The organism is Sphingobium sp. FG58 (assembly GCF_057809055.1).
In genome coordinates this window covers 10,512-26,174 of the sequence record NZ_JBMDJF010000007.1, presented here as the reverse complement: position 1 = coordinate 26,174, position 15,663 = coordinate 10,512, and the positions used below count along the sequence as shown (strand labels likewise).

The following is a 15,663-nucleotide window of genomic DNA, read 5'->3' as shown; positions in this document are numbered from 1 at the left end:
TGTCCGGCCTGCGGCTTTTTTTGTTCATTTTCGAGTCTGGGATGACCTATCATGGCAACTGCTTATTGGGATGGCGACAAGGAGGGTGAACTGGCCCCCGCCACGACCAGCTTCTGGAAGGCCGGCCACACGCCGACCCTGATCGCGGCCTTTCTCTATTTCGACCTGGCCTTCATGGTGTGGGTGTTGTTGGGGCCGCTTGCCCCGATGATCGCCAAGACGCTGATGCTGACCCCGGCCGAAAAGGGGCTGATGGTCGCCACGCCGACGCTGATGGGGGCACTGCTGCGCGTCGTCAACGGGCTGCTGGTCGACCGCATTGGTCCCAAATTGTCGGGCGCGATCAGTCAGGTGATTGTCATCATCGGCCTGTTTACCGCCTGGGCCATGGGCATCGACAGTTTTGAAGGCACGCTGGCGCTGGGCGTCGTGCTGGGCTTTGCCGGGGCAAGCTTCGCGATCGCGCTGCCGCTCGCCAGCCGCTGGTATCCCGCCGAGCATCAGGGCAAGGCGATGGGCCTGGCGGGCATGGGCAATTCTGGCACCGTGCTGGCCGCCCTGTTCGCGCCGGGTCTGGCCAAATTGTTCGGCTGGAACGCGGTTCTGGGCCTCGCCTGCATCCCGCTCAGCATCGTGTTCGTCATCTATATGATCATGGCGAAGGACGCGCCCAACGCGCCGCCGGCCAAGAAGATGATCGACTATTTTCAGCCGCTCAAACAGGCGGACGCCTGGCTGCTGATGGCCTTCTATGCCGTGACTTTCGGCGGTTTCGTTGGCCTCGCCGCCAGCCTGCCCATCTACTTCACTGACCAGTTCGGCCTGACACCGGTGATGGCGGGCTATTGCACCGCGGGCTGCGTGTTTGCCGGGTCGCTGGTCCGTCCGATGGGCGGGGCGCTCGCGGACAAGATTGGCGGCGTGAAGGCGCTGATGATGGTCTATGTCGTGGCCGCGATTGCGCTGGCCGGTGTCGCCTTCGCCACCACGCTGGCATCTGCGCTCGGCCTTTTCGTCCTTGCCATGCTGGCGCTGGGCACGGGCAACGGGTCGGTGTTTCAGCTGGTGCCGCAGCGGTTTCAGGCGGAAATCGGCGTGATGACCGGCCTGGTCGGCATGGCGGGCGGCATTGGCGGCTTCTATCTCGCCAGTTCGCTGGGCTTTGCCAAGCAGCTGACCGGCAGCTTTTCGGCCGGGTTCCTGATCTTCGCTGGGCTGGCGGTCATCGCCTTTGTGGGACTTGCGATGGTCAAGGCCCGGTGGCGCGCGACCTGGAGCACGGGCGCGCGCATCTGATTGGAGTTTGGAGGGGCGGGGGCGGACCTTTACAGCAAGGCCGCCTCCTTAAATTGGTCGCAACATCATCCGAGGGGGGATGACTATCATGAAATATATATACGCAACGGTGGCCACATTGGTCGCCGCAGGGACCGCCATGTCCACGGCCCAGGCCCAGGACATCAAGCTGAAAGCCGTGGCCGAAGCGCGGTTGCGCTACGAACATGCCGATCAGGAAGGGCTGGCGACGGAAAAGTCCGATGCGCTGACCATCCGCGCCCGTGCCGGGCTGGTCGCGACCAGCGGCGGCTTGAGCGCCACGGTGATCGGGCAGGGCAATCTGGCGGTCGTCGACAAATATTTTGACGGGCTGAATGGGGCAGCGACCCGGCCGATCGTCGCCGATCCTGAAAATATCGCGCTTTATATCGCACAGCTCCAGTACAAGACCAAGATGGTCACGCTGACCGGCGGTCGGCAGCGGATCGCGCTGGATGACGAACGCTTCGTTGGCAATGTCGCCTTCCGCAACAATGGCCAGACGTTCGACGCGGTGCGGATGGAACTCACCCCGGCAAAGGGGCTGAAACTGGACGTCTCCTATGCGTGGAGCGTGCGCACCATCTGGGGTTTCCAGGGCAAGGGCGCGCGGCAGCAGGCGGTGAGCGGCGACAATATTTTCGCCAACCTGTCCTATGTCACGCCGGTCGGCACGCTGAGCGGCTTTGCCTATCTGGTCGATCAGGATGAAGCGGCGATGCAGGCCTACCGCCTGTCCAGCCAGACCTATGGTGTGCGGCTGGCGGGGACGCAGCCTTTGTCCAAGGCCGCGAAACTCTCCTATCAGCTGAGCTATGCCAAGCAGGCCGACCATCACGCTAATCCCAATAATTACAGCGCGGATTATTGGCTGGCGGACGCGACGCTGGACGTGAAGGGCTGGAAACTCAACGCCGGTTACGAAGTGCTGGGCGCCAGCAGCGGCGCGGCCTTTACCAGCTTCCAGACGCCGCTCGGCACCAATTTCAAGTTTCAGGGCTGGGCCGACAAATTCCTGACCACGCCCGGTAACGGCATCCGCGACCTTTATGTCGGCGGCGGCTATGGCTGGAAGCAGCTGGGTCCGCTCTCCGGCGTGGCGCTGATGGCTGTCTGGCACCGGTTCGACAGCGACCGGCTGGACCAGCATTATGGCGATGAAATCAACCTTATCGCATCGGCGAAGGTGAAAAAGACGGCGCTGTCCGTCCGCTACGCCCGCTATGATGCCAAGGCGATGGCCACGGACACGCAGAAATTGTGGCTTCAGGCCGACTGGGCCTATTGATTGATCACGAACGGAATCGCTTGAGCCGTCAGGCGATTCCGTTTATGGTGCATTGCAAGAGGGCGATGTTGCCCTTCCAACCATAGCCGAAGCGATCCAGGGACGGATCGGCAAGGCGACTATGATGGCAAAGCCGCCATCCTGACTTCCGGTTCTCACCGGGGGTCAGGATGGCGGCTTTTTTGTTTTCCGGAGTGACGAGGATGGAATTTCAGGACGGATTGGGTCCGGTTACGGACAGCGAGGAGGAAATCCTCGTCCCCGCCGATGACGTGCGCGAACATCTGGTGGTGGTCGGCAACGGCATGGCCGGGTGCCGCGCGGTCGAGGAATTGCTGGCGCGCGATGCCGGGCGGTATCGCGTCACCATCTTCGGGGCCGAACCGCATGTGAATTATAACCGGATCATGCTGTCCCCAGTGTTGGCGGGCGAAAAGACGTTCGATGACATCATCATCAACGGCCGCGCCTGGTATGATGATAATGGCATCACGCTGATCACGTCCGATCCGGTGTCGGCGATCGACCGCACCCACAAGAGTGTCACGAGCCAATCGGGTCGCACCATCGGCTATGACAAGCTGCTGATCGCCACGGGTTCCGACCCGTTCATCATCCCGGTCCCCGGCAAGGACCTGCCCGGCGTGATCAGCTTCCGCGACATGAAGGATGTCGATTCGATGCTGGCGGCGGCTGAGGCGGGCAAGGCTGTGGGCGGTGGTGAAGCCGTGGTGATCGGTGGCGGCCTGCTGGGGCTGGAAGCGGCGCATGGCCTGACCCTGCGCGGCATGAAGGTGACGGTGCTGCACATCATGCCGACGCTCATGGAACGGCAGCTCGATGAAGCCGCCGCCTGGCTGCTCAAGAGCGCGCTGGAAGGGCGGGGCCAGACGATCCTGACCGGTGCCGACACCGCCGAAATCTACGGCGACGGCAAGGTTGAGGGTGTCCGCCTGAAGGATGGCACGCAAATCCCGGCGAGTCTGGTGGTGATGGCGGTGGGCATCCGCCCCTCGGTCGCGCTGGCGCGCGAGGCGGGTCTGGATGTCGGACGCGGCATCAAGGTTGACGACCATATGGTCACCAGCGATGCCGACATATTGGCGGTGGGCGAGTGCGTAGAGCATGACGGCAATGTCTATGGTCTGGTCGCGCCGCTGTGGGACATGTGCCGCAGCCTGGCCGATGGCCTGACCGACCGGCACACAGGCTATAAGGGCAGCGTCACCTCGACCAAGCTGAAGGTCGCGGGTCTGGACGTTTTTTCGGCGGGGGACTTTTCCGGCGGCGAAGGCTGCGAGGATATCGTCCTGCGCGATGCGTCGCGCGGCGTGTACAAGCGGGTCGTGGTGAAGGACGACAGGGTCGTCGGCGCGGTCCTCTATGGCGATACCGCCGACGGCGGCTGGTATTTCGACCTGTTGAAGCGCGGCGAAAATGTCGCCGACATTCGCGACCTTCTGATCTTTGGCCAAGCCTTCGCCTCTGGAGGAGGCGCGCTGGACCCTAAGGCGGCCGTTGCAGCGCTCTCGGACGATGCCGAGATTTGCGGCTGCAACGGCGTCAGCAAGGGCCAGGTCGTCGCCTGCATCGAAAAGGGGGCGTGCAGCCTGGACGCCGTGCGCGCGGGCTGCAAGGCATCGGCCAGCTGCGGCAGCTGCACCGGCCTTGTCGAAAATATCCTGGCGTTGACGCTGGGTGAAGATGTCCAGTCTGGCCCCAAGACGATGTGCAAATGCACCAGTTTCGGCCATGACGATGTCCGCCGCGAAATCGTGGCGCAGGACATGCGGTCGATCCCCGAAGTGATGCAGAAGCTGCACTGGTCCACGCCAGACGGCTGTTCCTCCTGCCGCCCTGCGCTCAATTACTATCTGCTGTGTGCGCTGCCCGGCGTCTATGTCGATGATCAGCAGAGCCGCTTCGTCAATGAACGGATGCACGCCAATATCCAGAAGGACGGCACTTATTCGGTCGTCCCGCGCATGTGGGGTGGCCTGACCAACCCGCGTGAATTGCGGGCGATTGCCGATGTGGTCGAAAAATATGACGCGCCGATGGTCAAGGTCACCGGTGGCCAGCGGCTCGACATTTTCGGGATCAAGAAGGAAGATCTGCCCGCCGTCTGGGCGGATCTGAACGCGGCGGGCATGGTGTCCGGCCACGCCTATGGCAAGTCGCTGCGGACGGTCAAAACCTGTGTCGGGTCCGAATGGTGCCGCTTTGGCACGCAGGATTCGACCGGCCTTGGCGTCAAGACCGAGCGGATGACCTGGGGGTCGTGGATGCCGCACAAGTTCAAGATTGCGGTGTCGGGCTGCCCCCGCAATTGCGCGGAAGCGACGATCAAGGATTTCGGCGTGGTCTGCGTCGATAGCGGCTATGAGCTGCATGTCGGCGGCAATGGCGGCATCCATGTCCGCGTCACCGACCTGCTGTGCAAGGTCGCGACCGAGCAGGAAGCGCTCGATTATTGCGCCGCCTTTACCCAGCTCTATCGCGAGGAAGCCCGCTATCTGGAGCGCACCGCACCCTGGATCGAACGGGTCGGGGTCGACTATGTCAAGCAGCGCATCGTCGAGGATGATGCCGGTCGCGAAGCGCTGCGCGCCCGCTTCCTGTTTTCGCAGCAATTCATGCAGGACGATCCCTGGGCGGAGCGGGCGGCAGGTGCCAATAGCGACCTGCACCAGCATCTCGACCCCATCTCCATCGCGGCGGAGTGAGACATATGACCGACTGGATCGACATCGGCACGCTGGCCGACATTCCGCAGCGCGGTGCGCGCACCGTTCAAATCGGTGGCGAGAAAGAAATCGCCGTGTTCCGCACCGGCGACGACCAGATTTTCGCGCTGGTCAATGAATGCCCGCACAAAAAGGGGCCGCTGAGCCAGGGCATCGTCCATGGCCACAGCGTCGCCTGCCCGCTGCACAATTGGAATATCGCGCTGAAAACCGGCGAAGCGCAGGGCGAGGATAAAGGCTGCACCCCGACGATCGCGGTGAAACAGGAGGATGGCCGCATCCTGATCGCCCGGCCTGAACTGGCCAAGGTGGCAGCCTGATGAGTCAAGCGATCCGCACCACCTGCGCCTATTGCGGCGTCGGCTGCGGCATCGCGGCGACGCCGACGGGTGGCCGCGCCGTGACGATCAGGGGGGATGAGGCGCATCCGGCCAATGCCGGAAAGCTCTGTTCCAAGGGCACGCATCTGGGCGAGACGGTGGGGCTGGAAGGCCGGCTGCTCCATCCCATGATCGGCGACAAGCGCGCCAGTTGGGACAAGGCGCTCGATCTGGTGGCGAAACGCTTTGCCGACACGATCGCCAAATATGGTCCCGACAGCGTCGCCTTCTACGTCTCCGGCCAGATATTGACCGAAGATTATTATGTCGCGAACAAGCTGATGAAGGGCTTTATCGGGTCGGCCAATATCGACACCAACAGCCGCCTGTGCATGTCGAGCGCGGTGGCAGGCCATAACCGGGCCTTTGGCGAAGATGTCGTCCCCGCCAGCTATGACGATCTGGACGAAGCGGACCTGATCGTTCTCATTGGGTCCAACACCGCCTGGTGCCACCCGATCGTCTATCAGCGGATACAGGCCGCCCGCGCCGCGCGCGGCACGAAACTGGTGGTGATCGATCCGCGCCGCACCGAAACCTGCGAAGGCGCAGACCTGCATCTGGCGCTGCGGCCCGGCAGCGACGTCGCGCTGATGAACGGGCTGCTCGCCTGGATGGATCAGGCAAAGCTGCTGGACGCGGACTTTTTGGCGCGCAGCGTCAATGCGCCCGACGGCTTCTGGGACCATATCCGCACCGGCCATGACCTGTGGACCACGGCCAAGGCGTGCGATGTCTCGCCCGCCCTGCTCCAGCAATTTTACGAACTCTTCGCCGCGACCCCGCGCACCGTCACCATGTTCAGCCAGGGGATCAACCAGTCGATCCGCGGCACGGATCAGGTCAACGCGATCATCAACGTCCATCTCGCCACCGGCCGCATCGGCAAGCCGGGCGCGGCGCCTTTCTCTATCACCGGCCAGCCCAACGCCATGGGCGGGCGCGAAGTCGGTGGCCTCGCCTCCACGCTGGCGGCCCATATGGATTTCGCACCAGACAATGTCGCGCGCGTCGGCCGCTTCTGGGCCGCGCCGACCATGGCGACCAAGCCGGGGCTGAAAGCCGTCGATATGTTCCGCGCCATCAACGAAGGCCGAATCAAGGCTTTGTGGGTGATGGCGACCAATCCCGCCGTGTCGCTACCCGACGCCAATCGCGTCCGCGAAGCGCTGGAGACGGTCCCTTTCCTCGTCGTGTCGGAGGTGATGGCGACTACCGACACCAGTGTCCACGCCCATGTTCGCCTGCCTGCCGCGGCCTGGGGCGAAAAGGACGGCACGGTCACCAACTCCGACCGCACGATCAGCCGCCAGCGCGCGCTGCTGCCGCTACCCGCCGAAGCCAAGCCGGACTGGTGGATCGTCACGCAAGTCGCCCGCCGCATGGGATGGCGCAACGCCTTTGCCTATGATCGTCCCGCCGACATCTGGCGCGAACATGCGCGCCTGACCGCCTATCAGAATGACGGCGTGCGGCTGCTGAACCTGCGCGCACACGCGACGCTGGGCAATGATGCCTATGAGGTGATGGAGCCGTTCCGCTGGGGCGACACGCCCTTTACCGACGGGCGTTTTTCGACGCCCGATGGCAAGGCGCGGTTGTTGCCGGTCAGCCAAATGGATGTGCAGGGGCCGCTCAAGGACTGGCCGATGACGCTCAACACCGGGCGGTATCGCGACCAGTGGCACACGATGAGCCGCACCGGCCTGTCGCCCAAATTGGCGCGCCATCGCGAGGAGCCACTGGTCGAGGTTCACCCGCAAGACGGTGCCGCCTTGGGCATCGCCGATGGCGATCTCGCCCGCGTATCGACGCCGCAGGGCGACAGCCTGTTCCGCGCGCGGATCAGCGATGGCCAGCGCCCCGGCGAAGTCTTTACCCCGATCCACTGGACTGATCAGCAATCCACCGGCGGCCGCACCGGCCTGCTGCCGCGCCCGCTGGTCGATCCCCATTCGGGTCAGCCGGGGTTCAAAGCCACCCCGGTCCGGGTCGAAAAAGTCGCTACCGAGTGGAAGGGCTTTCTGATCCTGCGCGGGAGCGAACCCGTCCGCGTGCCATGCTTGTGGGCCACACGCATCACCGTGCCGGGCGGCGCGCTCTACGAAGTGGCGGGCAATGGCGATCCGGCGCGGCTGGAAGCGTGCCTGCCCAAGGGCGATCGGGTCGAGGCGATCGACATGACGCGCGGCACCCGCCGCGTCGCGATCATCCGCGACGGCAAGCTGGCGGGCGTGCTGATCGTCACCCGCAGCGGCATATTGCCCACCCGCGACTGGCTGATCGGGCAACTCGCTGTCGAAAGCGTCGGCGCATCGGTGCTGGCCGCGCGCGGACCGGGCAATCAGCCCGACAAGGGCGCGGTGGTGTGCGTCTGCTTCGACATTGGCCTGAACAACATCGTCACGGCCATTCGCGAACAGAGGCTGGTCGATGTTCCCGCGATCGGTGCCGCTTTGGGGGCCGGGACCAACTGCGGGTCATGCCGTCCGGCGCTGGCCAACATATTGGCCCAGGCCCAACAGGAGACGCTTCATGCAGCCGAATGAACTGATCGCGCCCGGACAGGTGTGGCTGGTGGGCGCGGGGCCGGGCGACCCGGACCTGCTGACGCGCAAGGCGGAAAAGCTGATCGCCGCCGCCGACATCGTCTTTTACGATGCGCTGGTAGGGCGGCAAGTGCGGGACCTGATCCCCGCCGGGGTCGAGCGGGTGAGCGTGGGTAAACGCTCCGGTCGTCACAGCAAGCAGCAGGAGAGCATCAATGACCTGCTGCTGGCCGCCGCGCGGGCGGGCAAGCGCGTCGTGCGGCTGAAGGGCGGCGATCCGTCGATATTCGGCCGGTCGGCGGAGGAAATGGACCATCTGGGGGAGGCTGGCATAGCCGTGCGCATCTGTCCCGGCATCACCACGGCCAGCGCGGCGGCGGCGAGCGGCCATGCCTCGCTCACCCTGCGCGGCAAGGCGCGCGGGCTGACTTTGGTTACGGCCCATCTGAAGGCGGGCGAACCGTTGAAACTCGACTGGGACGCGCTGGCACGGCCCGGCGGGACGATCGGCATCTATATGGGCCGCGCGGCGGCGGGCGAGATTGCGCGCAACCTGATCGCGGCCGGGCGCGACCCGGAAACCCCGGTGATGGTGGCGGTCAATGTCTCGCTGTCCAGCGAACGGCTGATCCGCGGCAAGCTGTCGGCGCTGGCCTTTCTGGTGCAGACGATCAGCGACGAAGATCCGACCCTGCTGCTGATCGGCGAAGCGGTGGCGGGGACGCGGGTGCCGGTGCAGATTGGGGCGAGCGTGGCGCTGACATTCTGACCTGTCCCCATATGTTCCCGCGCAGGCGGGAATCCAGTTGCAACGTCGGGACTGTGTTCCCGCCTGCGCGGGAATACAGGTCACAAACCCGCCAGATCCTCCGGCCGGTTGATGTTGGGCAGCACCAGCCCCGGCATCTCCACCACCCGCGCGCCGATGCGGTCGAGCCAGCCATAGATGGAGCGGTTATTGTCTGCCGCCAGATGGGCGTCGAGTTCAGGCGCGAGAGATGCAGGCCACCAGCCGAGCAGTTGCTGACCCTTCAATATCGCAGCATCCCCTCCGATCAAGGCCGCTGGCAGGTCCACCGGATAGAGTGGCATATCGCACCCCGTCGTCAAAATCCCGGCAAAGCCATGGATATGCGCGTAGTATAGCGCAGCATTCAGTCCGCCCAATGGTCCCATGTCCGGCGCGGGCCGATCGGCCAGGCCACCGTCCCGCCCGCAAATCACCACCTGCGCGACATGGGGCGCAAGGCCCGCAACCGCATGGTCCAGCAAGGTCCGTCCGTCCGCCATCACCGCCAGCGCCTTGTCGCTGCCAAAGCGGCTGGACCGGCCCCCCGCCAGCACCGCGCCCAATATCCGCCGTTCCGTCATGATGCTTCCTTGATAGCGCCCTTCTATCAGGCCTATACCAAATATATGCAGACCCGCCTTGTCGAATATTTCCTGGCGCTGGAGCGCGAAGGCCATTTTGCGCGGGCGGCGGCGCTATGCCATGTGTCGCAACCCACGCTGTCGGCGGGCATTGCCACACTGGAATCGCAGCTGGGCAAAAGGCTGATCCGGCGCGACCGTAAATATGCCGGATTGACGCCGGAGGGCGAGGCGATTTTGCCATGGGCGCGGCAGTTGGTGGCCGCCGCCGAGGCGCTGGGGCAGGCGGCGGAAACGGCGCGCGGGCCACTCAAAGGGGAATTGCGGCTGGGCGCGATCCCTGCGGCCATGCCCGCGATCGGCTGTCTGGCGACCGCGATGCTGGAGCGGCATCCGGGGCTGAATATTTCCGTTCGCGCGCTTACATCGCGCCAGATCGAGCGTGAACTGGCCGCGTTCGAGCTGGACGCGGGCCTCACCTATCTGGATTTCGAGCCGCCTGCCCATGCGCTATCGGTGCCGCTCTATGCCGAGCGGGCGATGCTGGTGAGCGCGATGGATGGCGTGTCGATTCCTGCTGTCGTCGACTGGGCGGACGTTGCCAGTCTGCCGCTCTGCTTGTTGCATCAGGGGATGCAGAATCGGCGGATATTGGACGCGCGGCTGGCGACACGCGGGCTTGCGCTGCGGCCCTTGGTCACCGCCGACTCCTATGTCGCGCTGTTGGGGCTGGTGCAGCAGGGGCGGCTCTGTTCGATCATTCCCGACAGCCATGCTGCTTTGCTGGACGGGCTGCGCTGGGCGCGCACGACGCCGCTGCCGGACATGGGGGATGGTAGCCGGGTGGGCGTCATCGTGTCGGACAGTGCGCCGATGGGCCCATTGGCGCAGGCGGTGCTGGCGGTGGCGCGCGGGTTGCGCCTGCCGCCCGGCTTCGGATCGCTTTGATAGGGTATCTCTATCAAGCATCGCTGGCTTCGATTTGACCGGCGCGCCCCGCTGCCGCACTATCCGGTCAAAATTGCGGCCATAAGGCAGGGTATCGGGATGGAAGAGTTTATCGAAGGCTGGACGGCGCGCCACGGCGCGACGCGCGACCAATTGCTGCCGCTGCTGCACGCGGTGCAGGAAGAGGCTGGCTATGTACAGGATGCGCTCGTGCCGGTCATCGCGCGCGCGCTGAACCTGTCGCGCGCTGACGTGCATGGCGTCGTCACCTTCTATCATGATTTTCGCCGTACGCCTGCGGGTCGCCATGTCGTCAAGCTGTGCCGGGCCGAAAGCTGTCAGGCGCGCGGCGGCGCGGCGATCGAGGCGGCAGCGGCGCAGCGGCTGGGCGTGGCGATGGGGGAGACGCGCGGCGATGGCGCGGTCAGTCTGGAGCCGGTCTATTGCCTGGGCCTGTGCGCGGTCGGCCCCAATGCGCTGGTCGACGGTCGCCCCATGGCGCGGATCGACACGGCCGCGCTGGATCGGATCGCAGCGGAGGTGGCGGCATGAAAATTTATGTGAGCCGCGACATGGCATCGGTCGCTTTGGGCGCAGACGATGTTGCGCAGGCGTTTGCCGACGCCGGGTGCGATGTAATCCGCACCGGATCGCGCGGGCTGTTCAGCATCGAGCCTCTGGTCGAGGTGGAGACGGCGGACGGCCGCATCGGCTATGGTCCGGTGGGGCCATGGGACGTCGCGGCGGTGCTGGATGGCAGCCACCCCAACCGGCTGGGACTGGTCGATCAACTCTCCTTCTTCGCCGGGCAGCAGCGCTTCACCTTTGCCCGGTGCGGGGTGATCGATCCGGTCAGCCTGACCGATTACGCCGCGCAGGACGGCTGGAAAGGGCTGGACGCCGCGCGCGCGATGGCGCCACAGGCCGTGGTCGATGCCGTCAAGGCGTCGGGCTTGCGCGGGCGCGGCGGGGCAGGTTTCCCGACCGGCATCAAATGGCAGACGGTGCTGGATGCGCCTGCGGGCGACAAATATATCGTCTGCAACGCCGACGAGGGCGATAGCGGCACCTTTGCCGACCGGATGCTGATGGAGGGCGATCCCTATTGCCTGATCGAGGGCATGGCGATCGCCGCCCATGCCGTGGGCGCGCATCATGGCTATATCTATATCCGCTCCGAATATCCCTTCGCCATTTACACGATGCGGCTGGCGATCGAGCGTTCGGCGCATCTGATCGCGCCCTTCACGCTGGAAGTGCGCGAGGGCGCGGGCGCCTATGTCTGCGGCGAGGAAACCGCCTTGCTCGATTCGATCGAGGGCAAGCGCGGCCAGGTGCGCGCCAAGCCGCCCCTGCCTGCGCTGAAAGGTCTGTTCGGCCAGCCGACCGTCATCAACAATGTGCTGAGCCTCGCTGCCGTTCCGTTCATTTTGGCGGAAGGGGCGGATGCCTATGCGGCGGTTGGCTTTGGCCGGTCGCGCGGGACGATGCCGGTGCAGCTGGCGGGCAATGTGCGGCATGGCGGGCTGTACGAAATCGGCTTTGGCATCACGCTGGGCGAACTGGTGAACGATATTGGCGGCGGCACCGCGAATGGCCGTCCGGTGCGCGCGGTGCAGGTGGGGGGACCGCTGGGTGCTTATTTCCCGCCATCCATGTTCCATCTGCCCTTCGATTATGAAAGCTTCGCCGCTGCGGGTGGGCTGATTGGCCATGCCGGGATCACGGTGTTCGATGACAGTGTCGATATGGCGCATATGGCCCGCTTCGCGATGGAATTTTGCGCCGCGGAAAGCTGCGGCAAATGCACGCCCTGCCGGATCGGATCGACGCGCGGGGTGGAGATTGTCGATCGGATCATGGCGGCGCGGCCACCCATTTCCCTTCGTCATCCTGACGAAAGTCAGGATCCAGAGTCCCGTAATGCAAGGCTGGATGATGCCGCCCTGGATGCTGACTTTCGTCAGCATGACGGGAAGGGGGGCTATCTTGGCAAAGCCCTCTACTCCCGTTCCCCCGCCCGGATCGACACCTCGCTCGACGCGCAAACCACGCTGCTGCGCGACCTGTGCGATACGATGAAATATGGGTCGCTCTGCGCGCTGGGGGGATTCACCCCCTATCCGGTGCTGAGCGCGCTCGATTATTTCCCAGAAGATTTCGGCGCGAGTCCAAGTCCGGATTTGGCGCCGTTGAAGGAGGCTGCGGAATGACCTTTACCCGCGAAACCGACCATGGCACGCCCGCTGCGATTGCGACTGGCAAGTCCGTCACCCTGACCATCGACGGGCAGGCCGTCACCCTGCCCGAAGGCACCAGCATCATGCGCGCCGCGTCGCTGCTGGGCGGCTCCATCCCCAAACTCTGCGCGACCGACAGTGTCGAGAGTTTCGGCTCCTGCCGCCTTTGCCTGGTCGAGGTGGAGGGGCGCAATGGCTATCCCGCCTCCTGTACCACCCCGGTGGCAGAGGGCATGGTCGTGCGCACGCAGACCGATCGCCTCAAGCAGTTGCGGCGCGGGGTGATGGAGCTGTATATCTCCGACCATCCGCTCGACTGCCTGACCTGCGGCGCGAATGGCGACTGCGAATTGCAGGATCAGGCCGGTGCGGTCGGCCTGCGCGACGTGCGCTATGGCTATGACGGCGCGACCAATATGGGGCAGGCGAAGGACCAGTCGAACCCCTATTTCGATTTCGACCCCAGCAAATGCATCGTCTGCTCCCGCTGCGTGCGTGCCTGCGACGAAGTGCAGGGGACGTTCGCGCTGACGATCGAGGGGATGGGGTTCGATTCCAAAGTCTCCGCGTCGCAGGGCGAGGGATTTCTGGGGTCCGAATGTGTCTCCTGCGGTGCCTGCGTGCAGGCCTGTCCCACCGCATCGCTGATCGAAAAGAAGGTGGTCGAGGTCGGCACCCCGGACCGCGCCGTCGTCACCACCTGCGCCTATTGCGGCGTCGGCTGCACCTTCCGCGCGGAAATGCGGGGCGAGGAACTGGTGCGCATGGTGCCGTGGAAGGACGGCAAGGCCAATCGCGGCCATAGCTGCGTCAAGGGCCGCTTCGCCTGGGGCTATGCCCAGCATCAGGACCGTATCCTCAACCCGATGATCCGCGCATCGGTGAGCGAACCATGGCGCGAAGTGTCGTGGGACGAAGCGATCGCCTATACCGCGTCGGAATTCCGCCGTATCCAGGCCAAATATGGCACCCGCTCCATCGGCGGCATCACGTCGAGCCGCTGCACCAATGAAGAAACCTTCCTCGTCCAGAAGCTGATCCGCCAGGGCTTCGGCAATAATAATGTCGATACCTGCGCCCGCGTCTGCCACTCGCCGACCGGCTATGGCCTCAGCCAGACCTTCGGCACGTCGGCAGGCACGCAGGATTTCGACAGCGTGATGCAGTCGGACGTGATCCTGGTCATCGGCGCGAACCCGACCGACGGCCACCCCGTATTTGCCAGCCGCATGAAAAGGCGGTTGCGCCAAGGGGCCAAGCTGATCGTCATGGACCCGCGCCGCACCGATCTGGTCAAATCCCCGCATGTCGAGGCGGACCATCATCTGCCCCTGCGCCCCGGCACCAATGTCGCGATGCTGACCGCGATGGCGCATGTCATCGTCACCGAGAAGCTCTATGACGAGGCGTTTATTCGGGAACGGTGCGACTGGGATGAATTTGCCGACTGGGCCGATTTCGTCTCCCAACCCGCCCGTTCGCCTGAAGCGATCGAACCGCTGACCGGCGTGAAGGCGGACGAGGTGCGCGCTGCGGCCCGGCTCTATGCCACCGGCGGCAATGGCGCGATCTATTATGGCCTTGGCGTTACCGAGCATAGCCAGGGGTCATCGACCGTCATGGCCATCGCCAACCTCGCCATGGCCACCGGCAATGTCGGGCGAGAGGGCGTTGGCGTGAATCCGCTGCGTGGCCAGAATAATGTCCAGGGCGCCTGCGACATGGGCAGCTTCCCGCATGAATTTTCCGGCTATCGCCATGTGTCGGACGTGGCCACGCGCAGCCTGTTCGAGCAGGCCTGGGGCGTGTCGCTCGACGCCGAGCCGGGGCTGCGCATCCCCAACATGCTGGACGCGGCGACCGACGGGACGTTCAAGGGGCTGTTCGTGCAGGGTGAGGATATTCTCCAGTCCGACCCCAACACCCATCATGTCGCGGCAGGCCTTGCAGCGATGGAGTGCGTGGTGGTGCAGGACCTGTTCCTCAACGAAACCGCCAATTACGCCCATATCTTTCTGCCCGGTTCGACCTTCCTGGAGAAGGACGGCACCTTCACCAACGCCGAACGCCGCATCCAGCGGGTGCGCAAGGTGATGGCGCCCCTGAACGGCTATGCCGACTGGGAAATCGTTCAGCTGGTCGCCAATGCCATGGGCTTGGGCTGGACCTATGATCACCCCGCGCAGATCATGGATGAGATTGCCGCGCTCACCCCCACTTTCGCAGGCGTCCATTATGACCGGCTGGAGGCGGAAGGATCGCTGCAATGGCCCGCCAATGACGCCGCGCCCGATGGCACGCCCACCATGCACATCGACGGCTTCGTGCGGGGCAAGGGCAAGTTCGTCGTCACCGACTATGTGCCGACCGACGAAAAGACCGGCCCGCGCTTCCCGCTGCTGCTGACGACGGGGCGCATCCTGTCCCATTATAATGTCGGCGCGCAGACGCGGCGCACCGCCAATACCGCCTGGCACCCGGAGGACCGGCTGGAAATCCATCCGTCGGACGCCGAGAATCGCGGGATCAAGGAGGGCGACTGGGTCGCGCTGAAGAGCCGCGCCGGGGAAACGACGCTGCGCGCGCAAGTGACCGAGCGGGTTGCGCCGGGCGTGGTCTATACCACCTTCCACCACCCCGAAACGCAGGCCAACGTCATCACCACCGACTATAGCGACTGGGCGACCAACTGCCCGGAATATAAGGTGACGGCGGTGCAGGTGATGCCATCCAACGGGCCGAGCGACTGGCAGCAGGATTATGCCGATCAGGCCCGGATGAGCCGCCGCATTGCACCGCTGGAAGCGGCGGAATAGGGTCGGG

The 15,663-nt window shown here is 64.7% G+C and carries 11 protein-coding genes; 10 read left to right on the top strand and 1 reads right to left on the bottom strand.

Going from position 1 to position 15,663, the window contains the following annotated elements; genetic code table 11:
• Positions 1–51 precede the first annotated feature (51 nt).
• The 6 genes from ACODR8_RS10455 to cobA all read left to right on the top strand — a co-directional run bounded on the left by ACODR8_RS10455 (position 52) and on the right by cobA (position 9,050).
• Positions 52–1,296, top strand: a complete 1,245-nt coding sequence (locus ACODR8_RS10455; protein WP_489007179.1) for a nitrate/nitrite transporter — start codon at positions 52–54, stop codon at positions 1,294–1,296.
• Positions 1,297–1,384: 88 nt separating this feature from the next.
• A complete protein-coding gene (locus tag ACODR8_RS10450; RefSeq protein ID WP_489007178.1) occupies positions 1,385–2,605 on the top strand; it encodes an alginate export family protein in 1,221 nt (406 codons plus the stop codon).
• A 203-nt stretch (positions 2,606–2,808) separates the two neighbouring features.
• Complete coding sequence (nirB, locus tag ACODR8_RS10445) at positions 2,809–5,331, top strand: nitrite reductase large subunit NirB (RefSeq protein ID WP_489007177.1); 2,523 nt, start codon at positions 2,809–2,811, stop codon at positions 5,329–5,331.
• Positions 5,332–5,336: 5 nt separating this feature from the next.
• Positions 5,337–5,672, top strand: coding sequence for a nitrite reductase small subunit NirD (gene nirD / locus ACODR8_RS10440; protein ID WP_489007176.1), 336 nt, complete (start codon positions 5,337–5,339; stop codon positions 5,670–5,672).
• Entirely contained in the window at positions 5,672–8,281 is a 2,610-nt protein-coding gene (locus tag ACODR8_RS10435) for a molybdopterin-dependent oxidoreductase (protein WP_489007175.1), read from the top strand. Before nirD ends, ACODR8_RS10435 begins: the two co-directional genes overlap by 1 nt.
• Positions 8,268–9,050: a uroporphyrinogen-III C-methyltransferase gene (cobA, locus tag ACODR8_RS10430; RefSeq protein WP_489007174.1), complete on the top strand. Its 783-nt coding sequence runs from the start codon at positions 8,268–8,270 to the stop codon at positions 9,048–9,050. Before ACODR8_RS10435 ends, cobA begins: the two co-directional genes overlap by 14 nt.
• 80 nt (positions 9,051–9,130) lie before the next feature.
• Here cobA and mobA read toward each other — a convergent pair whose 3' ends face one another.
• Complete coding sequence (gene mobA / locus ACODR8_RS10425) at positions 9,131–9,652, bottom strand: molybdenum cofactor guanylyltransferase (RefSeq protein ID WP_489007173.1); 522 nt, start codon at positions 9,650–9,652, stop codon at positions 9,131–9,133.
• A 45-nt stretch (positions 9,653–9,697) separates the two neighbouring features.
• Here mobA and ACODR8_RS10420 point away from each other — a divergent pair, with 45 nt between their 5' ends.
• The 4 genes from ACODR8_RS10420 to fdhF all read left to right on the top strand — a co-directional run bounded on the left by ACODR8_RS10420 (position 9,698) and on the right by fdhF (position 15,656).
• Positions 9,698–10,600 (top strand): LysR family transcriptional regulator, encoded by a 903-nt coding sequence (locus tag ACODR8_RS10420; protein ID WP_489007172.1) that lies wholly within the window; start codon positions 9,698–9,700, stop codon positions 10,598–10,600.
• 99 nt (positions 10,601–10,699) lie between these two features.
• Positions 10,700–11,152: a formate dehydrogenase subunit gamma gene (locus tag ACODR8_RS10415; protein WP_489007171.1), complete on the top strand. Its 453-nt coding sequence runs from the start codon at positions 10,700–10,702 to the stop codon at positions 11,150–11,152.
• Positions 11,149–12,813: a formate dehydrogenase beta subunit gene (locus tag ACODR8_RS10410; protein WP_489007170.1), complete on the top strand. Its 1,665-nt coding sequence runs from the start codon at positions 11,149–11,151 to the stop codon at positions 12,811–12,813. The genes ACODR8_RS10415 and ACODR8_RS10410 overlap by 4 nt, the downstream gene beginning before the upstream one ends.
• Positions 12,810–15,656 (top strand): formate dehydrogenase subunit alpha, encoded by a 2,847-nt coding sequence (fdhF, locus tag ACODR8_RS10405; RefSeq protein ID WP_489007169.1) that lies wholly within the window; start codon positions 12,810–12,812, stop codon positions 15,654–15,656. The genes ACODR8_RS10410 and fdhF overlap by 4 nt, the downstream gene beginning before the upstream one ends.
• Positions 15,657–15,663 lie beyond the last annotated feature (7 nt).